The 20,714-nt window shown below is 65.4% G+C and carries 12 protein-coding genes and 3 tRNA genes; 9 read left to right on the forward strand and 6 right to left on the reverse strand.

The window, feature by feature from the left end; genetic code table 11:
• Positions 1-56: 56 nt before the first annotated feature.
• The 4 genes from ABE463_RS04680 (at position 57) to ABE463_RS04695 (ending at position 3,803) form a co-directional block, all read left to right on the forward strand.
• Positions 57-671, forward strand: coding sequence for a 50S ribosomal protein L25/general stress protein Ctc (locus tag ABE463_RS04680; RefSeq protein ID WP_102789571.1), 615 nt, complete (start codon positions 57-59; stop codon positions 669-671).
• 80 nt (positions 672-751) lie between these two features.
• Positions 752-1,330 (forward strand): aminoacyl-tRNA hydrolase, encoded by a 579-nt coding sequence (pth, locus tag ABE463_RS04685; RefSeq protein WP_121044551.1) that lies wholly within the window; start codon positions 752-754, stop codon positions 1,328-1,330.
• A gap of 121 nt (positions 1,331-1,451) precedes the next feature.
• Positions 1,452-2,543, forward strand: a complete 1,092-nt coding sequence (gene ychF, locus ABE463_RS04690; RefSeq protein WP_088434937.1) for a redox-regulated ATPase YchF — start codon at positions 1,452-1,454, stop codon at positions 2,541-2,543.
• Between the two features lie 615 nt (positions 2,544-3,158).
• Positions 3,159-3,803, forward strand: a complete 645-nt coding sequence (locus ABE463_RS04695; protein ID WP_259262128.1) for a hypothetical protein — start codon at positions 3,159-3,161, stop codon at positions 3,801-3,803.
• A gap of 112 nt (positions 3,804-3,915) precedes the next feature.
• Here the strand turns inward: ABE463_RS04695 and ABE463_RS04700 are convergent, their stop codons facing one another.
• The 6 genes from ABE463_RS04700 to ABE463_RS04725 all read right to left on the reverse strand — a co-directional run bounded on the left by ABE463_RS04700 (position 3,916) and on the right by ABE463_RS04725 (position 18,687).
• Positions 3,916-7,266, reverse strand: coding sequence for an autotransporter outer membrane beta-barrel domain-containing protein (locus ABE463_RS04700; protein WP_346467403.1), 3,351 nt, complete (start codon positions 7,264-7,266; stop codon positions 3,916-3,918).
• A gap of 405 nt (positions 7,267-7,671) precedes the next feature.
• Positions 7,672-8,313, reverse strand: coding sequence for a response regulator transcription factor (locus ABE463_RS04705; RefSeq protein ID WP_346467404.1), 642 nt, complete (start codon positions 8,311-8,313; stop codon positions 7,672-7,674).
• Between the two features lie 27 nt (positions 8,314-8,340).
• Complete coding sequence (locus tag ABE463_RS04710; protein WP_346467405.1) at positions 8,341-11,562, reverse strand: response regulator; 3,222 nt, start codon at positions 11,560-11,562, stop codon at positions 8,341-8,343.
• Positions 11,563-11,695: 133 nt separating this feature from the next.
• Positions 11,696-12,934, reverse strand: a complete 1,239-nt coding sequence (locus ABE463_RS04715) for an EAL domain-containing response regulator (RefSeq protein ID WP_259262124.1) — start codon at positions 12,932-12,934, stop codon at positions 11,696-11,698.
• On the reverse strand, positions 12,931-15,786 hold the full coding sequence (locus ABE463_RS04720; protein WP_346467406.1) for a response regulator: 2,856 nt from the start codon (positions 15,784-15,786) through the stop codon (positions 12,931-12,933). Before ABE463_RS04720 ends, ABE463_RS04715 begins: the two co-directional genes overlap by 4 nt.
• 153 nt (positions 15,787-15,939) lie before the next feature.
• Complete coding sequence (locus ABE463_RS04725) at positions 15,940-18,687, reverse strand: TonB-dependent receptor (RefSeq protein ID WP_259262122.1); 2,748 nt, start codon at positions 18,685-18,687, stop codon at positions 15,940-15,942.
• A 262-nt stretch (positions 18,688-18,949) separates the two neighbouring features.
• Between ABE463_RS04725 and ABE463_RS04730 the strand changes: the two genes are divergently transcribed.
• From ABE463_RS04730 to ABE463_RS04750, 5 genes are all read left to right on the forward strand, one after another.
• The gene (locus ABE463_RS04730; protein ID WP_346467407.1) at positions 18,950-19,969 is read left to right on the forward strand and encodes an isoaspartyl peptidase/L-asparaginase; all 1,020 of its coding nucleotides are present in this window, start codon (positions 18,950-18,952) and stop codon (positions 19,967-19,969) included.
• Positions 19,970-20,107: 138 nt separating this feature from the next.
• Positions 20,108-20,193 (forward strand) — tRNA-Tyr (locus tag ABE463_RS04735).
• A gap of 28 nt (positions 20,194-20,221) precedes the next feature.
• Positions 20,222-20,295: transfer RNA gene (locus tag ABE463_RS04740), tRNA-Gly, on the forward strand.
• 47 nt (positions 20,296-20,342) lie between these two features.
• Positions 20,343-20,418, forward strand: a tRNA-Thr gene (locus ABE463_RS04745).
• 41 nt (positions 20,419-20,459) lie between these two features.
• Positions 20,460-20,714 (forward strand): GTP-binding protein (locus ABE463_RS04750; protein WP_346464516.1); only part of this gene is annotated, 255 nt, incomplete at its 3' end.

The raw sequence follows: 20,714 nt of genomic DNA on the forward strand, positions 1-20,714 counted from the left end.
CTCCCCTCATCGCCTCGCCATCATGGCGCGGCAAACAACGAAGGTAGTAAATCAGCATGGCCAAGAATCATGAAATCAAGGTCGTCCAGCGCGAACTGCAAGGCAAGGGTGCGAGCCGCCGCCTGCGTGGCGCTGGCCAGATCCCGGCGATCATCTACGGCGGCGACGTCGAGCCGAGCGTCATCCAGCTCAACCACAACGAAATCTGGCTGGCCCAGCAGAACGAGTGGTTCTACTCGTCCATCCTGGACCTGAACCTGGACGGCAAGGTCACCAAGGTGCTGCTGCGTGACATGCAGCGCCACCCGTTCAAGCAGCTGATCCTGCATCTGGATTTCCTGCGCGTGAACGAGAACGAAGCGCTGACCGCCAACGTCCCGCTGCACTTCATCAACGAAGACACCTCGCCGGCTGGCAAGGCTGCCGACGTCGTGGTCACCCACGAACTGAAGGAAGTCAGCATCACCTGCCTGCCGAAGGACCTGCCGGAATCGATCGACGTCGACCTGGCCGACCTGAAGGCTGGTGACGTGATCTACCTGTCGGACATCAAGCTGCCGAAGGGCGTCGAGATCCCGGCGCTGGCCCAGGGCAAGGACCATGACGATGCGATCGTCACCGCCAAGCTCGGCAAGGAAGAAGCTGCCGACGAAGCGCCGGCTGCAGAGTAAGTGATTGCGGCGCCTGTCCTTCGGGGCAGGCGCCGTTTCTGTATGTACCGGCACAGGGCGGGTACCGACGAAGAAGAGTAATGACAGGATTGCGATTGATCGTTGGTCTGGGCAACCCCGGACCCGAGCACGCCCAGACCCGGCACAATGCCGGGTTTCGTTTCATTGACGCCTTGGTTGAACAGGCCGGCGCGCGCTGGAGCGTGGACAGCAAGTTGTTCGGCGAGACCGCCAAGGTCGATATCGCCGGCCAGCCGGTATGGCTGCTCAAGCCCGCCACCTTCATGAACCTCAGTGGCAAATCGGTCACCGCGGCGCAGCGCTTCTGGAAGATCGAACCGGAAGAAACGCTGCTGGCGCATGACGAGCTGGACCTGCCGCCCGGCGTGGCACGGCTCAAGTTCGACGGTGGCCACGGCGGCCAGAACGGCCTGCGCGACACCATCCGTCTGCTCGGCCATGGCAGATTCCACCGCCTGCGCATCGGCATCGGCCATCCCGGCCACAAGGACCGCGTGGTCCCGTGGGTGCTGGGGCGTGCCAGCAAAGACGATGATGTGCTGATCGGTCATGCCGTCAACGATGCGATCGACGTCCTGCCGCTGGCAGTGAAGGGCGATTTCAGCGAAGCGATGAAGCGGCTGCACACCCCGAAATAACGTAACCGGTGACTGACGTTACCGGTAGGTACCGACCGTTGGTCGCTACGGAAAATGATTGGAAAAGCAGCGCCGAACGTCGCTGTTTCCCCAATCACTTTCACCCCAGAGGTTGTCAAAGATGGGTATCAAATGCGGCATCGTCGGTCTGCCCAACGTCGGCAAATCGACCCTGTTCAATGCGCTGACCAAGGCGGGCATCGCGGCGGCCAACTTCCCGTTCTGCACGATTGAACCGAACGTCGGCATCGTGCCGGTGCCGGATCCGCGCCTGAACGAGCTGGCGGCCATCATCAACCCGCAGAAGGTCATCCCGACCGCCGTGGAGTTCGTGGACATCGCCGGCCTCGTCGCCGGCGCGGCCAGTGGTGAAGGCCTGGGCAACAAGTTCCTGGCCCACATCCGCGAAGTGGATGCGATCACCCACGTGGTGCGCTGCTTTGAGAATGCCGACGTCATCCACGTCAACAACAAGGTCGACCCGCTCTCGGATATCGACACCATCGATACCGAACTGGCCCTGGCCGATCTGGACAGCGTCGAGAAGGCGCTGAACCGCGCCGAGCGCGCTGCCAAGGGGGGCGACAAGGAAGCCGCAGCCCGCAAGCCGGTGCTGGCCAAGCTGCAGGCCGCGCTGGCCGACGGCAAGGCGGGTCGCACCGCCGGCCTGGACGAGGAAGAGAAGGCGCTGGTCCGTGACCTGTTCCTGCTGACCCTCAAGCCGGTGATGTACATCGCCAACGTGCTGGAAGACGGTTTCGAGAACAACCCGCATCTGGATGCCGTGCGCGCCCGTGCCGCCGAAGAGGGCGCGCAGGTGGTGCCGGTCTCGGCTGCGATCGAAGAAGAGCTGTCCCAGCTCGACGACGAAGACCGCGACACCTTCCTGGCCGACCTGGGCCTGTCCGAGCCGGGCTTGAACCGCGTGATCTACGCCGCGTACCAGCTGCTGGGCCTGCAGACCTATTTCACCGCTGGCGTGAAGGAAGTCCGCGCCTGGACCGTGCGCAAGGGCGCCACCGCCCCGCAGGCCGCGGCCGTCATCCACACCGACTTCGAGAAGGGCTTCATCCGCGCCGAAACCATCGCGTATGACGACTTCATCAAGTACAAGGGCGAGGCCGGTGCCAAGGAAGCGGGTCGTCTGCGCCTGGAAGGCAAGGAATACCGTGTCCAGGAAGGCGACATCCTGCACTTCCGCTTCAACGTCTGATTCCATCGCACGTTGAGGTCCGCAACGCCCCGCCTTGAGCGGGGCGTTTGCGTTCGGGGGAAGCGCCTTCCACGCCATGAACAGGCTGGATAAAAAATGACCAGCCATCGAAATGCTTGCCTGGTATGCCTCCGCCTGACTTGTCCACAACAAACCCCCACGCCTCTCCACGCACCATGTGGAAAACCCGCGCGCGGTAGTGCCGGCCGCTGGCCGGCAACCCATCTGACCCGCCCGCAAGCGAGATGGACAATTTCTGACCACCACTGAAAACCGTTGCAGTGCATCGCTCACACAGGGTTGTCCACAGCAAACCCCCATCGCTTTCCACGGAGTGTGTGGAAAACCGCGATGGGTATCTGGATAAAAATTCACCATGCACCGCAAAGCCTTCTGGCAAACGGCTCGCCGCCGCTTATCCACATGATTTGCATGTGTCGTTCCACATGGCGTGTGGAAAAAGTGGGTGTTCATTCCTCCACGCTGTCCCCATGACCTTGTGACAACGTGGAACCGTCTCGCCTGAGCACGTCAACCGCACTGCACAAGTGCCACGTCGCCTTCCACACCCGCTGCGCACAACCGATACTGTGGCCCCGACACGGACGCCGCTCCATGACCGATCTACCCCGCGAATCTGCACGCAGCGTGCTCTCCCAGTTCCTGCTGGTTACCGCCGTTCTGGTCTGCAGCGCCATCGCGGTGCTGGCGGTGCTGCTCGCCTTCGCCGTGCAGCCGGATGCGCACAGATACGCTTACATAGCCATCCTGATCGATCAGCGACCCATGGCCGACGCCACGTTGCGTTTTCTCCATGAGCGATTGACCTCCGGCACCCAGGTGATCACCGCGATCGCGCTCCTGCTGGCCGGCGCGTCGTGGTGGTTGGCCAGTGTCGCCAAGGCCGCGTGTCTGCGCTACAACAGTCGCCCGCTACCGCCTGCCATCCCGGCTGTTCCGGCGCGCACGCGCCTGCTTGCCTGGTGCATCCGGCTGGGGCTGGCCACCGCCGCTGTGCCGTTGCTTTACAGCACCTGGGTGCTGGGGCTGGAGATCATCGTCCTGCTGCTCAGTCCGGATCCTTATTCCGCGGATGAGCGGACGCACAGCGCCTTGCAGGTGCTGTACTGGACACTGAGCGCGAATGGGACGCTGCCGATCACCGCGGCCTGCGTGTTGACGCTGGCGGGTTTGGTGACCGCCTATTGGCTGACGAACCGACTGCTGCTTCCATCGCCCGCCACGCCGGATGTCGCGTAGCGTCCTGCGCCTGGAGGCGCGGCCGGGCCGCATCGCCGGGACAGAACTCCCCAGCGGCCCCCAAACGGTGCGCTGCCCGCTTCCGGTCACATGACCGGAAGCGGGCAAGCCGTTACCAGTTCAAGGAAACACCCAGCTGTGCGCTGGTATCGCGATAGCCCTGGCTGCCGGTCTGGTGGCTGATCTGGCCCCAACCACGCCAGCCCCCGGACAGGTTGACCTGCACGCCGGCCTTGGCCTCGTACAGGTCGTCAGGCAGATCACGACGGATCGCTTCGCCGTCCACCGCGATCGCCGACGCATTGCCGCCCGACCACCAGTTCACCGCGACGAAGGGATGTACTTGACCCTGCTTCCGGGTCAGCGCGCGGGTATACAGGCGCGCGCCGAGCCGGGTGCTGGTGCCACCCACGCGGCGGCTTTCCACGACCGTGCCATTGTTCTCGACGACCTCATCGGCGTTGTAGTGGTTGTGGATCACCTGCAGCTGCGGTTCCAGATATACACCCCGCTGCCCATTGCTGTGCAATGGCAGGGTATAGCCGCCTTCCACAGAGCCACTCCAGCTGCGTGAGCGGTACCGTTGCTCGGCCAGGCCCTGGCCCTGCACGCGGTTGCGGAAATGGGCGTACTGCAACCAGCTGTCCACATACGCACCGGGAAGGATGCCGGCCTCCTGCAGCCAAGTGCCGTAGAGGCCCAGGCTGGTACCGGACACTACGCCGCGCGCGGTGTAGCCGGTCACCCGCGAGGTGGCGTCATTGGTGGCGCGGCCATGTCCACCCATCAACCCAACCTGCAGCTGGCCACCCGCGGTTTCGGCAAGAGCATGTCCAACGCCCATCATCACGCTGTCCACGCGGCTGTCCACGCGCACCTGCTCCCCCGCAGCGTGGCGATCCATGGTGCTGCTGCGCACGTTTGCCCAGGCGAGCGCGCCGGGGGAGTCGTCGGATGGGACGCGCATGGGATCACCCGCACGATCATGCAGACTGTGCTGGAACATGCGCAGCGCGGTGGATTGGTTGGCGAGATAGACGGCGGGCTCCGGACGTTCCACCTTCAGTGCAGGTGGTGTCCCCGGGTCAACCGGATCAGGGCGTGCTGGATCCACGGGATCCACTGGTGCAAGGGGATTCGCCGGATCAACCGGATCAACCGGATCAACCGGATCGACCGGATCAACCGGATCGACCGGATCGACCGGATCAACCGGATCAACCGGATCAACGGGCGGTACATACACCGAGCGCAGGTACCAATTGCCGTCATCCGGATCGGCCACGCCCCCCTTGTACAGGAAGTAGTCGTACGCACCTGCAACCGCGCGGCCCTGCAGGGTGAACTGCGCCTCCGACTGGCCGGCCACGCTGATCAGGCGGATGCCTTCGCTGGTCAGTGCACCTGCACCGCCTGCGTTGTCGACCCTCACGTTGGCGGTGCCGCTGCTGTTGCCCTGGATCACCAGCGCATCGCCACGGGAGTTGTCATCGCCAAGCTGGCGGTTCATCACCCAGGTGCCGCCGTTGCCGAGGTAGTCGCCAGTGATGGTCAGCGTCTTGAAGTCGTCCTGCGTGGGCGCGACGAACGCGATGGTACCGGCATGCTGCAGCGTGCCCACGGTGGAGTCGCCACGCAGGTTCCAGCGGCTGCTGTCATCCAGTGACAGCGAGGCCACGTGGAAGCCGCTGTCGCTGCGCAGTGCGCCGCTAAGCACGCTGCCGTTGCCCAGGGCCATCCGTACGTTGGCGGTGGCGCTGTCCACGACCACATCGCCGGTCAGGCGGCTGTTGTCAGCGGTGAACAGGATGTCGGAGGTCGCCACCGAGCTGCCATCGGTGAACACGGTGTCGCTGACACGCAGCAGGCGGCCGCCTTCCACCGCACCGGCCTGGCGCGCGATCACATCCGTATTGGTGAGGGTGAGATCCTGATTGCTGCCCTGCAGCCACAACGCCGGTCCGTCCTCAGTCTGCAGCTGGCTGTTGTTGAATGCCAGCCGGTTCCAGTACGGACCGAACACCGTGATGTAGGAGCGGTAGACACCGGAACCGGCTCCCTGCGCATGGACCGCGACGTTGTCTGCGGTGAGTACCGCAGTATTCATCTGCACGATGCCGAACGACGCATCGCCCAGCACGTTGATGTGGCCGCCGTCCATTTGAACGTCTGCGGTACTGCCGCCCAGGAACACACCGCCACCGCCATTGCCGTAGGTGGTGATATCCAGTCCATTGGCGCGGATACGGGAGTACGGCGTTGGTGGGTTGCTGCCCGACGCGCGGAGTCCGTACACACCGTCGCCATGGGTGTCGATGCTGCCGCCGTTGATCGTTGCAGTGCCGCCCCAGACATCGATGCCATGGCCATAGCCATTGGTGCCGTACGTGCTGATCACGGTATCGGTCAGATCTGCCAGCGACGCCGAGCTGGACAACCACAGTCCGGATTGCCCGTCACGCACAGTGAAATGCGCCCCGTTGGCGGTCAGCCGGCCCCAGTCGTTGATGTTGACGCCGTAACCACCGGTCGTCTCGAAACGGCCCCCGGTCACGTCGGCAGTTGCGTACAGCCGATTGGTCTTGTTGCCCAGTAGACGGATACTGCCACCCGTCGTGGTGGCGCTGCCCCCGCTCATGCGCAGCAGGCCGCCGCTGCTGATATCGAAGTAGCCGTTGGTGACATCGACATCGGTCAGCGACAGCACGCTGCCAGTATCACTGGAGGAGAGGCGCCCGCTGAAGCCGTTGTTGCCTGGCGCAAAGGTCAGCTGCAGTGATTCCATCGACAACAGCGCGCCGGATGCCGCCTGCACGGCACTGTTGGCGCCGCTGTCGATACCCGTGCCGACAACATGCAGTTCACTGCCACTCCCGGTGGCGTAAAGCGCATGGCCAGCACTGCTCACGTGGCCGCCGGTCAGCCAGACTTTGCCGCCGCCGGTGGCATTGACCGTGCCGTAGCCCGAGCCGTTGCGGTAGGCATCGATGACCAGGTTGTCGGCGCGGATGACGCTGCCGGCACCGCTGGCGTTGAGCGCATAGCCAACGCTGGCGCTGCCATCGCCCAACTGCAGGTGCCCGCCGTTGATCACTGCACTGCCGCCGGACATGGCGCCGATGCCGCTGCCATTGGCGGTCACGCGTAGGTCCAGGTCGGTACTGGTCAGCGCGGCATCCTGGCCCTGCACCGTGACGGCATAGCTGCTGCCGGCGTGGATTACGCTGTCACCACGGGCCAGATCGAACGCGTCGCCGGCATTGACCGTGATCGGGGTGGTGTACTCCACCGCAGCGGCGGGCAGCGCCGCCAGCAGCGCGACGCACAGCGCCAGCCGTGTCGGCAGGCCACCGCCACGCGTGGCGGTCACGCCTGAGTGCGTGCCGCGCCGCTGGGCAAATTCGGACGCAACCACGCAGCGTCCACTCACGGGATCCCGTACCAATCGGTAGATTCTGTTCATCCTGCCTATCTCGTTGCAAGGCAGCCGCCCGGCGTGCACCCGGTGCGTCTGCAGGCCATGACGATCGCCACGTTGGCGATCACCTTCGGGGCATCACCGGAGATGGCCGGCAACGCTGCATGGCGACAAGGCGCGGGGGAGGAGGGCAAGATGGCGATGCCATCGCCACGACACGCAAGTGCGTGTCTCAGGGGCGTCCTTGAAGCCGTACCGGCGAAGGCGCAGGGCACTGCCGTGATCAGGCACGACCGTTGCGCCACCGGTATGCACAGGCTAGGCAGTGGGTGCCGCTGCTGACATCAGGCGATCCTTAAACTGCTTCAGGCAGGCGCTGGGATTGGGCCGCCAGTCAGTTGCCGCATGTCTGCGCGGGCGGTGCCCCCGGCCGTCACCGGCCTTCGCGGCTCAGTTGAACAGGTCCGAGGCCAGGCAGAAGGTGATCAGCTCCTGGTCGGTCTTGGCGCCCAGCTTGCGCATCGCGCTGACCTTCTGGGTGCTGACGGTTTTGCTGCTGCGATTCAGGCGCCTTGCGATGTCGCCCACACTCTGGCCGTTGGCAAACAACCGGATGACTTCGAACTCGCGCGGCGACAGCAATGACGCCGACGATGCATCGCCTGTCGCGGGCAGAGCGTCCTCGCGAGGCAGGTCCGGCGAGCGGTAGATGCGCTGCGCCAGCAATGAGGCGAGGGCGACGTTGAGTTCCTTGAGATCGCCGCTTTTACGTACCACGCCACTCGCACCGGCCCGGTACATCTCGGCGATGATCGACGGATTGGAGACCATGGTCAGGATCAGGATGCGCGTGTCTGGAAAGTTGCGGTCGAGATACGAGATCAACTTGATGCCATCGCCCAGCGTGTCATCGCCTGGCATGTTGTAATCGGAAATCACGATGTCCGGACCGAGCGTCTGCATCAGCTCGACCAGCGCGGTGGGGTTCTGCGCTTGACCCACCACCTGCAGGCGCGGGTCCCGTTCGATCACATCGCGGATACCCGCCAGAACGATCGGGTGGTCATCGGCAATGACGATCTTGGTCTGCATGCGTGTTCTCGGCACCGGTAGTAGCAATCAAGGGACATCCAGGGTTCCCGGCGGCGAGCCTTCCAGTCGCACCAATGCGTGTTCCAGGCGCGCCAGGAACGCACCGCACGCGTCCACCGCGGCACCTGCGGCACCTGCGGCGAGTCTATCTTCGATCGCCTCGGCAGCGTCGACCAACGGCTGTGCCGACACCATAACCAATGCGCCCCGGATGCGATGCAGCATCTGTCCCGCCGCGACGGCGTCACGAGCCTGTATCGCGTGGGACAGCTCACGCAGGTCGCTGCGCATGGTGGTCAGAAAGAGTGCACGCAGATGGCCGGGGACGAGGATGGTATCGCCCGGCATATCGTGACCTGGTGAAGCATCGGCCGTGATCGGGGGCTCCCGCTCAACCACGCCGCTCAATTGGCGATACAGCGCCTGGAGCGAAATCGGCTTCACCAGGCAGCTGTCCATGCCTGCGCTGCGGCAGCGCTCACGCTCTTCGGGCGCCGCGTTGGCGGTCGCACCGATGATCGGGACACGCACGCCCTTGGCACGCAGCTGGCGGGTGAGGGCGTACCCGTCGATATGCGGCATGTTCACATCGGTCAGCACGGCGTCGAACCGGCGCTGCGTCCAGTAACCCAAGGCTTCGTCGCCATCGCTTGCGACCACGGCGTAGCAGCCGAGCTGTTCCAGCTGCTCGCGCAGGATCATCTGGTTGATGGGATTGTCCTCGGCGACCAGCACGTGCAGTCCCAGACGGCGGAACTGCGGTGCGGGCGCCGGTACGCAAAGCGGTGCGTCATCACCGCCAGCCATCAGCAGCGCATCCACGATCGCATCCAGGTTGTGCAACGCCACGTCCCATCGTCCGTCGATCAGCTCGGGGTGGTCGCCGCCATCTGTCCTGGCCACGACGTGGGGTCCGGGCCAGTCCGGAACGGGCTCGTCCAGAACAGCGTCGAGCATGGCGGTCTCCGGGTTGAAATTCTGTGCCGATTCGCGGTGATAAACCTGCGCCGCAGCGCCACGCTGGCGCAGGCGCTCACACAGGTTCTCGGCCAGTTCGCGCACTGAGGAGCGCACGTAAACCGCAGGATGCTGCGCAAACGTGGGGCGGATCTCCGGCAGCTCGGGGCTCTCTGCCAGCGCCAGGTCGAAGCTGAAGCTGCTGCCCAGCCCGCTGTCGCTGACCACCCGCAGTTCGCTGTCCATCAGCTCCAGCAGATGGGCGCTGATCGCCAGTCCCAGGCCGGTTCCCCGCATCGCATCGGTGGCCGGGTTGGCCTGGTAGAACGGTTCAAAGAGGCGGAGCTGGTGTTCCTGCTGGATGCCGATCCCCGTGTCGGCCACCTGCCATCCCAGCTGCGGCAGCTCGCCCGGCTCGCTGAGTCCACGCAGACGTACCACGATGCGACCCACATCGGTGAACTTGATCGCGTTGCTGATCAGGTTGTTGAGCACCTGCCGGATCCGCGCGGCATCGCCGATGACCAGCGCGGCGACATTGCTGTCGATGCAGGCATACAGCTGCAGCCGCTTGCGCGTGGCCGATCCCGCATAGGAGCGCACGACGTCCTCGGTCAGACCGGCAGGGCAGAACGCCACCGGCTCCAGCACCAGCTGGCCGGCCTCTGCCTTGGAGACATCCAGGATGTCGCTGATCAACTGCATCAGGGTCGATGACGATCGCTGGATGGTCCCCACGTATTCCTGCTGGCGGCTGTCCAGTGGCGTCAGACCGAGCAGCTCCAGCGTTCCCAGTACCCCGTACAGCGGCGTGCGTATCTCATGGCTCATGGTGGCCAGGAACAGGCTTTTGGCACGATTGGCCTGGTCGGCCGCCACCCGGGCCTGCTGCAGGACCTGTTCGGCCTCATGCTGAGCGGTGAGATCGATGAACAGGCACAGCATCACCGGTTCGCCCCGGTAGCGAGCGGCCGTGGCGGTGATCAACAGGTGGCGTCCGTCGGGCGTGGTGTACGGTTGCGCGGCCGGCCGCTGCGCATCCGCGTCGGCCAGTGCGTCGTCGCGCCACACCCCGTGCCAGCCGGGTGCATCCTGGTCTTCCCCCAGCCAGCTGCGTACCAGCGCGTTTTCGAGAATCATCTGTCCGTCGCGACGGCGCAGCAGGCACAAGCCGATCGGTGCGGCGTCCAGCACGGTGCGGCTGAACGCTTCGCTTTCCAACAGACGTTCGTGGTTCTCGCGTAGGGGTACCAGTACCGATCGCCGATAGCTGCGCAGCACCAGCACGCCACCGAGGGCCAGCAACAGTGCGGCGACCACACTGCCGATCAGGGGGCCGCGCGGATGGCTCAGCAGGCGCGCCCACCGCACCTGATAGACCGCCTGCCAGCCGTCACTGGTTCGCATGCGGTAGACCACGCCCGTTGGCGTGAAGCTGCGCTCCGCGCCGCGGCCATCGCCGTTCAGGGCAGGGCCGTGCACGGGTCGGCCGTTCGGGTCGATGATGGACAGCTCATCGTAGATCGCCTCGCCGAGAATCTGACGGTGCGCATCGAGGCGCGAAAGGTCCAGAAGGCATGCGATCGCTGGCATCGCCGCCGCGTCCACATCGCCCCATGCGCTGATGTCCTGCGGCGCCTGCGCGATCGAGAGAAGGCGATTGTTGCCGTCGCCCGGGTCGCGCTGGAACCAGCGCACATCACCACGTTGCAAGGACACACTGGCCGCTACCGCGTGGATGTAGTGCAGAAGCGCCTGCGACGATGCCGACGAGGGGCGCACCGGATCGATGTCATCGACCGTCAAGGGCACCAGCAGCCCGGCGGTTCCCTCGCCACTGACCAGCAGGCAGCGCGGTGAGGGGTACAGCGATTCCGCCCAGAACGCCCCATAGAAGCCGGAGAACCGCACACCGAGTGACGCGGCGGACGTCGGCGGCGGCGTGTCGTCGTGCAGGACCGAGAAGGGGATGAACGCGAGCGTCCCGCTATCTGACTGACGCACACGGGACAGCGGCTCGCTGCGCACCGTGCCCGGTGGCCCGCCCGGTGCCGGCGCACGCTCATGGTCGTGGGCACGCCATCGCCGCATGAAGCGTTCCTGTTCCTGCAGCGCACCACTCAGCCGGCGGAAGTGGAAGTCCACCTTGCCCTGTTCTTCGTTCAACAGCTGCAGCGTGGTCGACAGCACCAGCCCTGCCTGCACCGTGGCCAGAACGATGACGCCGATCAGCAGCGCATGCACGCGCAGGGAGCGGCGGGCGAGTCGGCGGATGGGTGCAGCCTCGGGCATGGAAGTCCCCTCTGTGATGGTGGCTCAGGGCGCCGGCCGCAGCGCACTGCCGTCTTGCCCGTTGGATCATGCACCGCGCGCCAAGCATGCGGAGCAGGGTTTGACGACGTGGTGAATGCGGGCGGACACCGCCTCAGCGCGGGGCCAGTGCACCCGGCTGGCCCAGCTCAGTATGCCGGTGCGCCGCCTTTTCCTGGTCCAGCAGCGCGCCGAACGTCTCGGCCGGGATCGCCCGCGAAATCAGGAAGCCCTGGACCTGGTTGCACCCCAGCTTGCGCAGCGTAGCCAGTTCGGCGTCGGTCTCCACGCCTTCAGCGACGATGTTCAGTCCCAATCTGCTGCCCAGCGCGATCACCGTCGCCAGCGCGCTGTGCAACGCGGGGTCCCGCGCGCACCCACGGACCAGGGCACCGTCGATCTTGACCTCGGTGAAGGGGGTGCTGACCAGGTTGTGCACCGTGCTCAAGCCCTGGCCAAAATCATCCTGGGCCAGCCCGAAGCCCTTCATGCGCAGGCGGCACGCGCCGGCGTAGTAGTCGCTGACGTGGTGCGTGGTACTGCTCTCCATCAGCTCAAAACACAGGTCGGCCGGTGTGCCGCCCTGTTGCAGAGTCAGATCCAGCAGTTCGTCCGGCAGGTTGCCTCGCTCCAGAAGGTGAGGCGGCAGATTGATCGATACCGGGATGCGGAATCCCTGCTCGCGCCAGCGTGCCTGGGCCTGGATGCTGGCCTTGAGGATATGGCGCAGCACCGCCGATTCGAGCCCGTGCTGCTCGATCAGAGGCAGGAAGCGGCCAGCCTGCAGCGTGCCATGTTCGGGATGGCGCCAGCGCACCAGCGCCTCGGCGGCCACCACCAGGCCGGAATCCAGCGACTTCTTGGGCTGGAACCACGCGGTGATCTCCCCGTCATCGATCGCCCGGCGCAGGCGTTCGCGGGTTGCTTTGATCGGTACCTCGACCGGCGCGTGCGCGGGGCCTTCTCCACTGCGGGCGTCGTCCAGCCGTGCCAGCAGCTCACGCACGTCGGCCGGCGAGACCGGCTTGGGCAGGATACCGAGCACGGTGATGCCCAGCGACTCGGCCATCAGCCGCGCCGAGGCCATCATCCGCTGCGACACGGAGCTGACCAGCGCCAGCATCGGCCTGTGCTCCTGTGCGGCCAGCGCCTGGATGAACTGGATGCCATCCACGCCTGGCATCATCAGGTCCGTCACCACCAGGTCGTAGCGCTGCCAGTGGCACATCTCTATCGCGTCGGCGGCATCGCCCGAGGTATCCACGGTGACGCCGGGTGCGGCGTTGAACATGTTGGCGAGGAACCCGCGCTGGAAGGCCTGGTCTTCGAGAATCAGTACACGTTGGTGGCTCATGCCGTGGCTCCTGCGGTCAATCCGCCCAGCGCACGGCGGAGGGTGGCGATATCGATCGGCTTCACCAGGTAGTCATCCATGCCCTCGGCCAGGCACCGTTCGCGCTCGTCAGGGGTGGCATTGGCGGTTGCGCCGATCACGGGCATCGCGTAACCCTGCTGGCGCAGGTGCCGTGTCAACGCGTGGCCGCCGAGGCCGGGCATGTTGATGTCGGTCAACACCACATCGAAGGGCTGGGCGCGGCAGCAGGCCAGTGCCTCATGACCATCGGAGGCGGTCGCCACGTGGCAGCCCAGCGTCTCCAGCTGCTCCTTGAGGATCAGCCGGTTGATCGGATTGTCCTCGGCAACCAGCACCCTCAGTCCGAGCGGGGCAGACACGATCGGTGTCGACGTGGCGACCGTCACCTGGTTTCCCTGTTGCAGGCGGAACACGGCATCGGCGATGGCACGGATGCTGAGCAGGGTGACCGTCAGCTGGTCCGGGCGCATCGGATCCTCGCAGGCCGGGTCGCCGCCGTCGGCGGTTGCGACCACGCGCGGGCCCGGCCACTCGACCGGAATGGCATCGCGCGGATCACTGTCAAGCAGGATCGCGCCCGGTTCGATCGGACCCGTTGCGTCCTCGCTGTAGCGTCGTGCCGTGGCGCCCCAGCGCTGCAGCCATTGACAGGCGCTATCGGTGAGCTCGGTGATGGCGCAGCGCACGTACACCGGGGGGTGCGGCAGCAGCGCTGGGCCGTCATCCACGGCGGCGGCGTTGATCGGGGTGCCCTCCTGTACGCCCAGCGGCAGGATCACGGTGAAGCTGCTCCCCAGTCCGGGCTCGCTCACCAGGCGCATTTCACCGTTCATCAGGCGCACCAGGTGGTCGCTGATCGACAGCCCCAGTCCGGTGCCATCGTTGCGACCCTGGGCACCTGCCTGGCGGAACGGCTCGAACAGCCGGGGATGATCGGCGGCCGCGATACCGATCCCGGTGTCGGTGACCTGCCAGCCCATGGTGGCGGTGCCGCCTTCGCAGGCGAGCAGCCTGACCCGCAATACGATGCGTCCGCTGTCGGTGAACTTGATCGCATTGCTGAGCAGGTTTCCCAGTACCTGGCGGATCCGGTCGGCATCCCCGGTCACCTGCGCCGGCAGCCGCGGATCGGTGCAGACCACGATCTGCAGCTGCTTGCGCGCCGCGGCGGCGGCATAGGCACGCAGCGTGGTTTCGGCCAGTTCCAGTGGCGAGAACGCCACGGTGGCCAGGGTCAGCTGGCCCGATTCGATCTTGGATACATCCAGGATGTCGCTGATCAGCTGTAACAGTACCGATGATGACTGCTGGATGGTCTTGAGGTACTGCGCCTGGCGTGAATCCAACGGCGTGTTGCCCAGCAGTTCCAGCGTGCCGAGGACCCCGTACAGCGGTGTGCGGATCTCATGGCTCATGGTGGCGACGAAGGCGCTCTTGGCCTGGCTGGCTTCATCGGCGGCCTGCTTGGCGGCGGACAGTGCAGCCTGGATCTGGCGATGCCGCGTGATGTCGTTGAACACGCACAGCAGTACGTCATCACCGTGGTACCGCGTGGCCGCGGACAGTACCTGCAGCTGCCGTCCATCCCGGGTCGTGAAGTCGACTCCGCGCCGGTGCGAACGACAGGGGGCAGGGCCGCTTGCGCAGCGCCAGGCGCCGGTCCAATCGCCCGTGCGGGTATCGCTCCCGAGCCAGTCGCGGGCCAACTGGTTCTCCAGCATCACCTGGGCGTCGTGGCAGCGCAGCACGCACATGCCGACCGGCGCCATTTCGATCACGGTGCTGCCGAAGTCGAAGCTGTCCCTCAGCTGCAGGTGCTGCTGATGGGCCGGCTGGATCAGCTGGCGGTCGATGCGTCGGATGAGCACACGCAGCGCGCATACAGCGGCCAGGCACAGCAGCAGCGACACTGCGGCGTGTCCGGCCAGGTCGCGCAGCAGCAGGGTGGAGGGAACGTGGTAGACAAGCCGCCAGCCATCCTGGCCGATGCTCTTGATCAGTGCCAGCCCCTGCGGCAGCCCACGCGCCCAGACGAAGGCGAACGCATCGTCGCGCTGGCCGTACAGCCAGGTCGCGGGTGGACCGGTGTCCGCTCGGCTGGAGAGTACTGGCTTGCTACGGCCGTCGAGCAGGAGGAAATCCTCGATGCCTTGTCCATTGACCATGCTTGCCACAGCGCCTGGCGCTAGCGCCAGCACCAGCCAGTTCGTGGGATCGGGCGCTTCGTCGGCGGCCCGAAACAGGTAGAGGGTGCCCCCTGGCCGGTCGGAACTCAGCCAGTACACGCTTGTGCCAGGCGCCGCACGGAGGGCATGTGCGCGTAGAAGGGAAGCCGTCAGCTCGACCGGCGGGGGCGTTGCCGGGGTCCGCTGGCCGTGCAGCCACTGACGCGGCGCGTCCGGATCGGCGCTGACGTGGATGAGCTGTGCGCTGAACTCGGCCAGCGTCCGCTCGGCGCGTGAGGACAGCAGCAGAGTGAGCTGGCGGCCATCACGACCCGTTCCCAGCGGCAGGCGCTGGACCTCGCTGTCGTCCCGGCTGGCGGGACGGGGCAGTGCGGAGGCTGGGATCGACGGCGAGGACTCCACCACCGAATCCACGAGATAGTTCAACAGCGCCTCGCGATGATCGAAGTACAGCTGGGCGCGGTAGGCGGCGGCATTCATGTCGCGGCGATGCACCGAGACATCATCGCTCAGCTGCGCCAGCAGGTAGAACCCCGCGGTGCCGATCAGGCAGAACAGCACGCAGAGCGACAGCCAGCGCAGCAATACGTTGGCCGCCACCACCGGGGCGTCAAGGGAGGAGCGTCGGGGCAGAAGACGGTGCATGCGCGCATGCTAGGAAGCGAAGGCGGGCAGGCCCATCAGTCGATCCCTAAAACCGTGCGCCGAGGCGCGAGCGCATGGCTGCGGTTCAGCGGGGTGAAAACCAACGGGCCCGCACAATGGCGGGCCCGTCAGCGATGCGATGGTGGCGGCGGATTAAAGTGCCGTACCGCCAAACTTGTGGGTGTACTGCAGGTTGATCGTCCGGCCCACGGTGTCGAACCAGGACACGTCGTAATACGGATACGGCGTATACGTCGCATCCTTCGGCGGCAGCTTGTTGGCGATGTTGACCACCGACAGCGACAGGCGCGAATGATCATCGAAGCGGTACTGCAACGACACGTTGTACCGGTACGTCGCGCCGATCCACGGGCTGTCGCCGCTGTCCGGATCGAAACTCTGGTCGTAGCTGTCGTAGGTGGGCAGTTTGCCCAGGCGCGAGCCGTACAGCGTGGCCGACCACGCCGCGTTTTCCCAGGTCACGCTCGCACTGGTCTTGGTGCGCGGAATGTCGAAACCGCTGTTGATGGCGAACTGGTCCTCGACCACATCGCCGTCAAACTGCTGGAAATCGTGCGTCTTCACCCAGGTGTGGTTGCCGCTGAGGATGAAGTCACCGATCCCGGTGCTCAGGCGGTAGCGCAGGCCCACATCGATGCCGCGGGTCGTTTCGCGCGCGATGTTGATCGGGCTCACGTGCACGCCATACAGGCGGCCATCACTGGTGCGGGTAACCCGGCTGATCGCATCCACGCAGGTCGGCGACGCCGCGTCCGCGTCGCCCAGGCGGCAGGCCGCCTCGTCGCGCAGGATGGTGCTCACATCCATGTCCTGCACTTGGTCGCGCATGTCGATATCGAACCAGTCCACCGACAGATCCAGACCCGCTGCCGGCGACCACACAAAACCAGCACTCCACGAGGTACTGGTTTCCGGGTCCAGCTGGCGGTTGCCTTCGCGCGTGCGGATCAGGTTCTCTTCGTAATCCGAGCAGTCATCGCCGCCGTCCACCGCGCAGGCGTAATAGTCGTTGGCACTGGTTTCATCGTTGCCCGGGCCGGCATACACGTAGTGCAGGTCCGGCGCGCGGAAGGCGGTGCCGTAGGAACCGCGCACCAGCAGCGTATCGATCGGACGCCACTCCAGGCCACCGCTCCAGGTCGCCTTGCCGATGGTGTTGCCCGAGTAACGGTACTGGTCGAAGCGGCCGGCCAGGCTGACGTTGAACGTGTCATGCAGCGGCAGGCGCAGCTCGGCCGCGGTCGCCCAGCGGTTACGGCTGCCGTGGCCGTCCGAATCCTTCCAGCTGTAGTAGTAGTACTGCGTCGCCAGTGGGTCCGGATTCAGTGCGTAGGACTGATTGCCGAACTCGGCGGTCGCCGCGAAGCCGGCCTTGCCGCCCGGCAGCTCGAACAGCTCGCCGTTGGTCAGGGTCAGCGCGGCCGTCTCGGTGCGCGACTTCGGGGTATAGGTGGTGCGCGCGGCGATCGAATCGTACTCGCTGCGGCTCAGCGGCCGGTACAGGCGCGCCGGGTCGGCGTTGAACACCGGGAACACGTTGTCGTCGTCATCGGTGTACTCGCCCAGCTGCTCGCCCAGGAACAGCGCATTGGCCTTGGCGGCGATGATCTGCGGCCAGCGGATGCTGGACTGGTACTGCGAATGGCTCAGCGAGGCCTCGTATTCCCAGTCCGCACCGAGCGCGCCCTTGAAGCCGGTGGTCACGCTGAAGGTCTTCTGGGTGCTGCGCACCATGCCGTTGTCGAGTCCGCCCATTTCCTCGGGGGAGAACTGGCGCTGCCAGAACTCCACCTGGTCGGTGGCCTGGTTGTAGAAGTAGCCGTCCTCATTGCCGTCGGCGGCCATGCGGCCCCACTGGGTGACATCGCGCATCAGCGCCAGGTCGTGGTAACCCATCTGCACATCGGCGAACCATTCCGCGCCGTTGTCGAACGCGTAGCGCAGCGAGGCATAGCCATTGGCACCGCGGCGCTTGCTCAGGATCGTGCCGTAGCCGATCGAGCGGTCGCTGCCGCAGTAGAAGCCATACCGCGCACGCTCGGCGTACTGGGTGCTGCCGTTGTTCTGGCCGGCCAGCGCATCGCAGGTGGCCTGGCCCGGATCGAGGTAATCGTCGTTGTAGTCGGTGCGCAGGTAGGCGCGGCGCAGGGCACGGGCGCTCTCGGTCGGCGCGTCCAGCGTGGAATCCTGCTGGCCACGCTCATAGGCCCACAGCGGGGTCTGCGACTGCAGCTCCAGGCTGTAGACCGCGCTGAAACGGCCGGCGTCGAAGCCACTGGCGATGCTCATGTCGAAGGACTCACCACCGCCTTCGCTGGTGGTGCCCATGCGCATGTCGACCGTGGTGCCATCCACCTGCTTCTTCAGGATGAAGTTGACCACGCCGGCGATCGCGTCAGAGCCATAGATCGCCGAGGCGCTGCCGGTCAGCACTTCGATGCGCTCGATCATCCCGATCGGGATGTTGGAAACGTCGGTGAAGTTGCTGCGGCCCTGGAAGGGCATCGGGAAATCGGCGATGCGGCGGCCGTTGACCAGCACCAGGGTGTGGTTGGGGCCAAGGCCGCGCAGGTCCACCTGCTGCGCACCGGGGGAGAAGTCCGCGCCGCTGGAGGACTGCTGGCTCTGGGTCTCACCGCCGTTCTGGGTCATCGAGCGCAGCACGTCCGGCACGCTGGTGAAGCCACTGGCCTGGATCTGCTCGGCAGTGATGACGGTGACCGGGGCTGGCCCCTCCACCTGCGCGCGCGGAATGCGCGAGCCGGTGACCTGCACCGTATCCAGTTGCTGCACCCCGGGGGCGGGCGTCTGGGCACCCGCAGTTGCGGCCACACCCATCAACGCCAGCTGGATCGACCACGCCATCGCCTGTTTACGCATGAGAATTCTCGAGAAGAAAGTGTCGGCCTCGAGGGAGGCCTGTCCCCCATTCACATTTCGCGAATGGACGGCGCGCATTTAACGCCTTTTTCACGGGGTTGACCACTGCCAATTTCTCTGGCACAGGGTGGAAGCGCTTTCAGGCCCATTCTGTTCAGGCTCGTCAATGCCCACAACGGTTTCCGCGCTTCAACCCGCCCGCCCTACCCACGGTGCGCTGCCGTCGCCATGATGGGCATCCGCCCCTCCGAGTGCCTTGCCCATGTCCCGTTCCAGCAGGTTGCTGCTCTCGCTGTATCTGTCGCTCCCCTTGGCTGCCAGCGCTGCGGCGGCCGAGCCGGTGCTGGTGATCCATGGCGGGGCCGGGGTGGAGCGCAAGGACCTGTCGCCAGCCGAGGAAAAGGCCGCGCGCGCTGCCTTGCAGCAGGCCTTGTTGAACGGCCACGCCGCGCTGGCCGCTGGCAAGCCGGCACTGGAGGCAGTCACCGCGGCGATCACCGTGCTCGAGGACGATCCCACCTTCAATGCAGGCAAGGGGGCGGTGTTCACCCACGATGGCCGCAATGAACTGGATGCGTCGCTGATGGATGGCGCCACGCTCAAGGCCGGCGCGGTGGCCGGTGTGCAGCGTGTGCGCAACCCGATCCTGCTCGCCCAAGCGGTGATGCAGCATTCGCCGCACGTGATGATGGTGGGGCAGGGGGCGGAGGCCTTCGCCAGCAGCCAGGGCATGACCCTGGTGGATCCGTCCTACTTCCGCACCGACAAGCGCTGGGAGCAGCTGCAGAACGCCCTGAAGGAAGAGGCCAGTGGGCAGGCGCACGCCGATCTGGACACGGCGCGCCACTTCGGTACGGTCGGCGCGGTTGCACTCGACAAGGACGGCAAGCTCGCCGCGGGGACGTCCACTGGCGGAATGACCAACAAGCGCTATGGCCGCGTCGGCGATTCACCGATCATCGGCGCAGGCACCTATGCGGACGCGGGATGCGCTGTGTCGGGCACGGGCTGGGGTGAGTACTACATCCGCACGGCGGCCGCGCACGATATCTGCGCCCGCATGCAGTACCTCAAGCAGGGGCCGGTGGAGGCCGGGCGTGCCGTGATCAACGAACGCATTCCCGCACTCGGCGGCGATGGCGGGGCGATTGTGCTCTCCGCCGACGGTCGCGCAGCGACGCCGTTCAACACGCAGGGCATGTATCGCGGTTGGATCGGGGCCGATGGCGTGCCACACGTGGCGATCTTCGCCAGCGAAACCCTGCCGTTGCCAGGCCAATAGCCTGTCCCGACAAGGCAATTGCAGATTCGTGTGAAAAAATTCAAAAAGGTTGTTGACAGAACCCCCGTTTATCCCCAAAATTCACGGCTCTTCCACCCCACACCGAAAACGCTTCGGCGCCACGGGACAGGGTGGTAAGGAGGGATACCCAAGCGGCCAACGGGGGCAGACTGTAAATCTGCTGGCTTACGCCTTCGGTGGTTCGAATCCACCTCCCTCCACCAGTTTCATGTTGTGGCAAGAGCTTCCGATGCGGGAGTAGTTCAATGGTAGAACCTCAGCCTTCCAAGCTGATGGTGCGGGTTCGATCCCCGTCTCCCGCTCCATTGAATGAATTTGAATATATTCAAATTCGTGCCATAATACAAAACTCGCTCACGTAGCTCAGTCGGTAGAGCACCTCCTTGGTAAGGAGGAGGTCGAAGGTTCGATTCCTTTCGTGAGCACCATCTAAGTGCTACCAATTCAGACGATTTCGAGATAAGCAGCCATGGCCAAGGGTAAGTTCGAGCGCACCAAGCCGCACGTCAATGTCGGCACCATCGGTCACGTTGACCACGGCAAGACCACGCTGACCGCCGCACTGACCAAGATCGGTGCCGAGCGCTTTGGCGGTGAGTTCAAGGACTACTCGTCGATCGACGCCGCGCCGGAAGAAAAGGCACGTGGCATCACGATCTCGACCGCACACGTCGAATACGAATCCACCGAACGTCATTACGCCCACGTCGATTGCCCGGGCCAT

Origin of the sequence: Stenotrophomonas sp. TWI819, assembly GCF_039673075.1 — a bacterium.
Taxonomy (GTDB): Bacteria; Pseudomonadota; Gammaproteobacteria; order Xanthomonadales; family Xanthomonadaceae; genus Stenotrophomonas; species Stenotrophomonas rhizophila_B.

Excerpts from the sequence above, each read along its gene's own strand:
- ABE463_RS04680 (WP_102789571.1), top strand. The coding sequence starts at position 57 with ATGGCCAAGAATCATGAAATCAAGGTCGTCCAGCGCGAACTGCAAGGC.
- pth (WP_121044551.1), top strand. The coding sequence starts at position 752 with ATGACAGGATTGCGATTGATCGTTGGTCTGGGCAACCCCGGACCCGAG.
- ychF (WP_088434937.1), top strand. The coding sequence starts at position 1,452 with ATGGGTATCAAATGCGGCATCGTCGGTCTGCCCAACGTCGGCAAATCG.
- ABE463_RS04695 (WP_259262128.1), top strand. The coding sequence starts at position 3,159 with ATGACCGATCTACCCCGCGAATCTGCACGCAGCGTGCTCTCCCAGTTC.
- ABE463_RS04700 (WP_346467403.1), bottom strand. The coding sequence starts at position 7,266 with ATGAACAGAATCTACCGATTGGTACGGGATCCCGTGAGTGGACGCTGC.
- ABE463_RS04705 (WP_346467404.1), bottom strand. The coding sequence starts at position 8,313 with ATGCAGACCAAGATCGTCATTGCCGATGACCACCCGATCGTTCTGGCG.
- ABE463_RS04710 (WP_346467405.1), bottom strand. The coding sequence starts at position 11,562 with ATGCCCGAGGCTGCACCCATCCGCCGACTCGCCCGCCGCTCCCTGCGC.
- ABE463_RS04715 (WP_259262124.1), bottom strand. The coding sequence starts at position 12,934 with ATGAGCCACCAACGTGTACTGATTCTCGAAGACCAGGCCTTCCAGCGC.
- ABE463_RS04720 (WP_346467406.1), bottom strand. The coding sequence starts at position 15,786 with ATGCACCGTCTTCTGCCCCGACGCTCCTCCCTTGACGCCCCGGTGGTG.
- ABE463_RS04725 (WP_259262122.1), bottom strand. The coding sequence starts at position 18,687 with ATGCGTAAACAGGCGATGGCGTGGTCGATCCAGCTGGCGTTGATGGGT.
- ABE463_RS04730 (WP_346467407.1), top strand. The coding sequence starts at position 18,950 with ATGTCCCGTTCCAGCAGGTTGCTGCTCTCGCTGTATCTGTCGCTCCCC.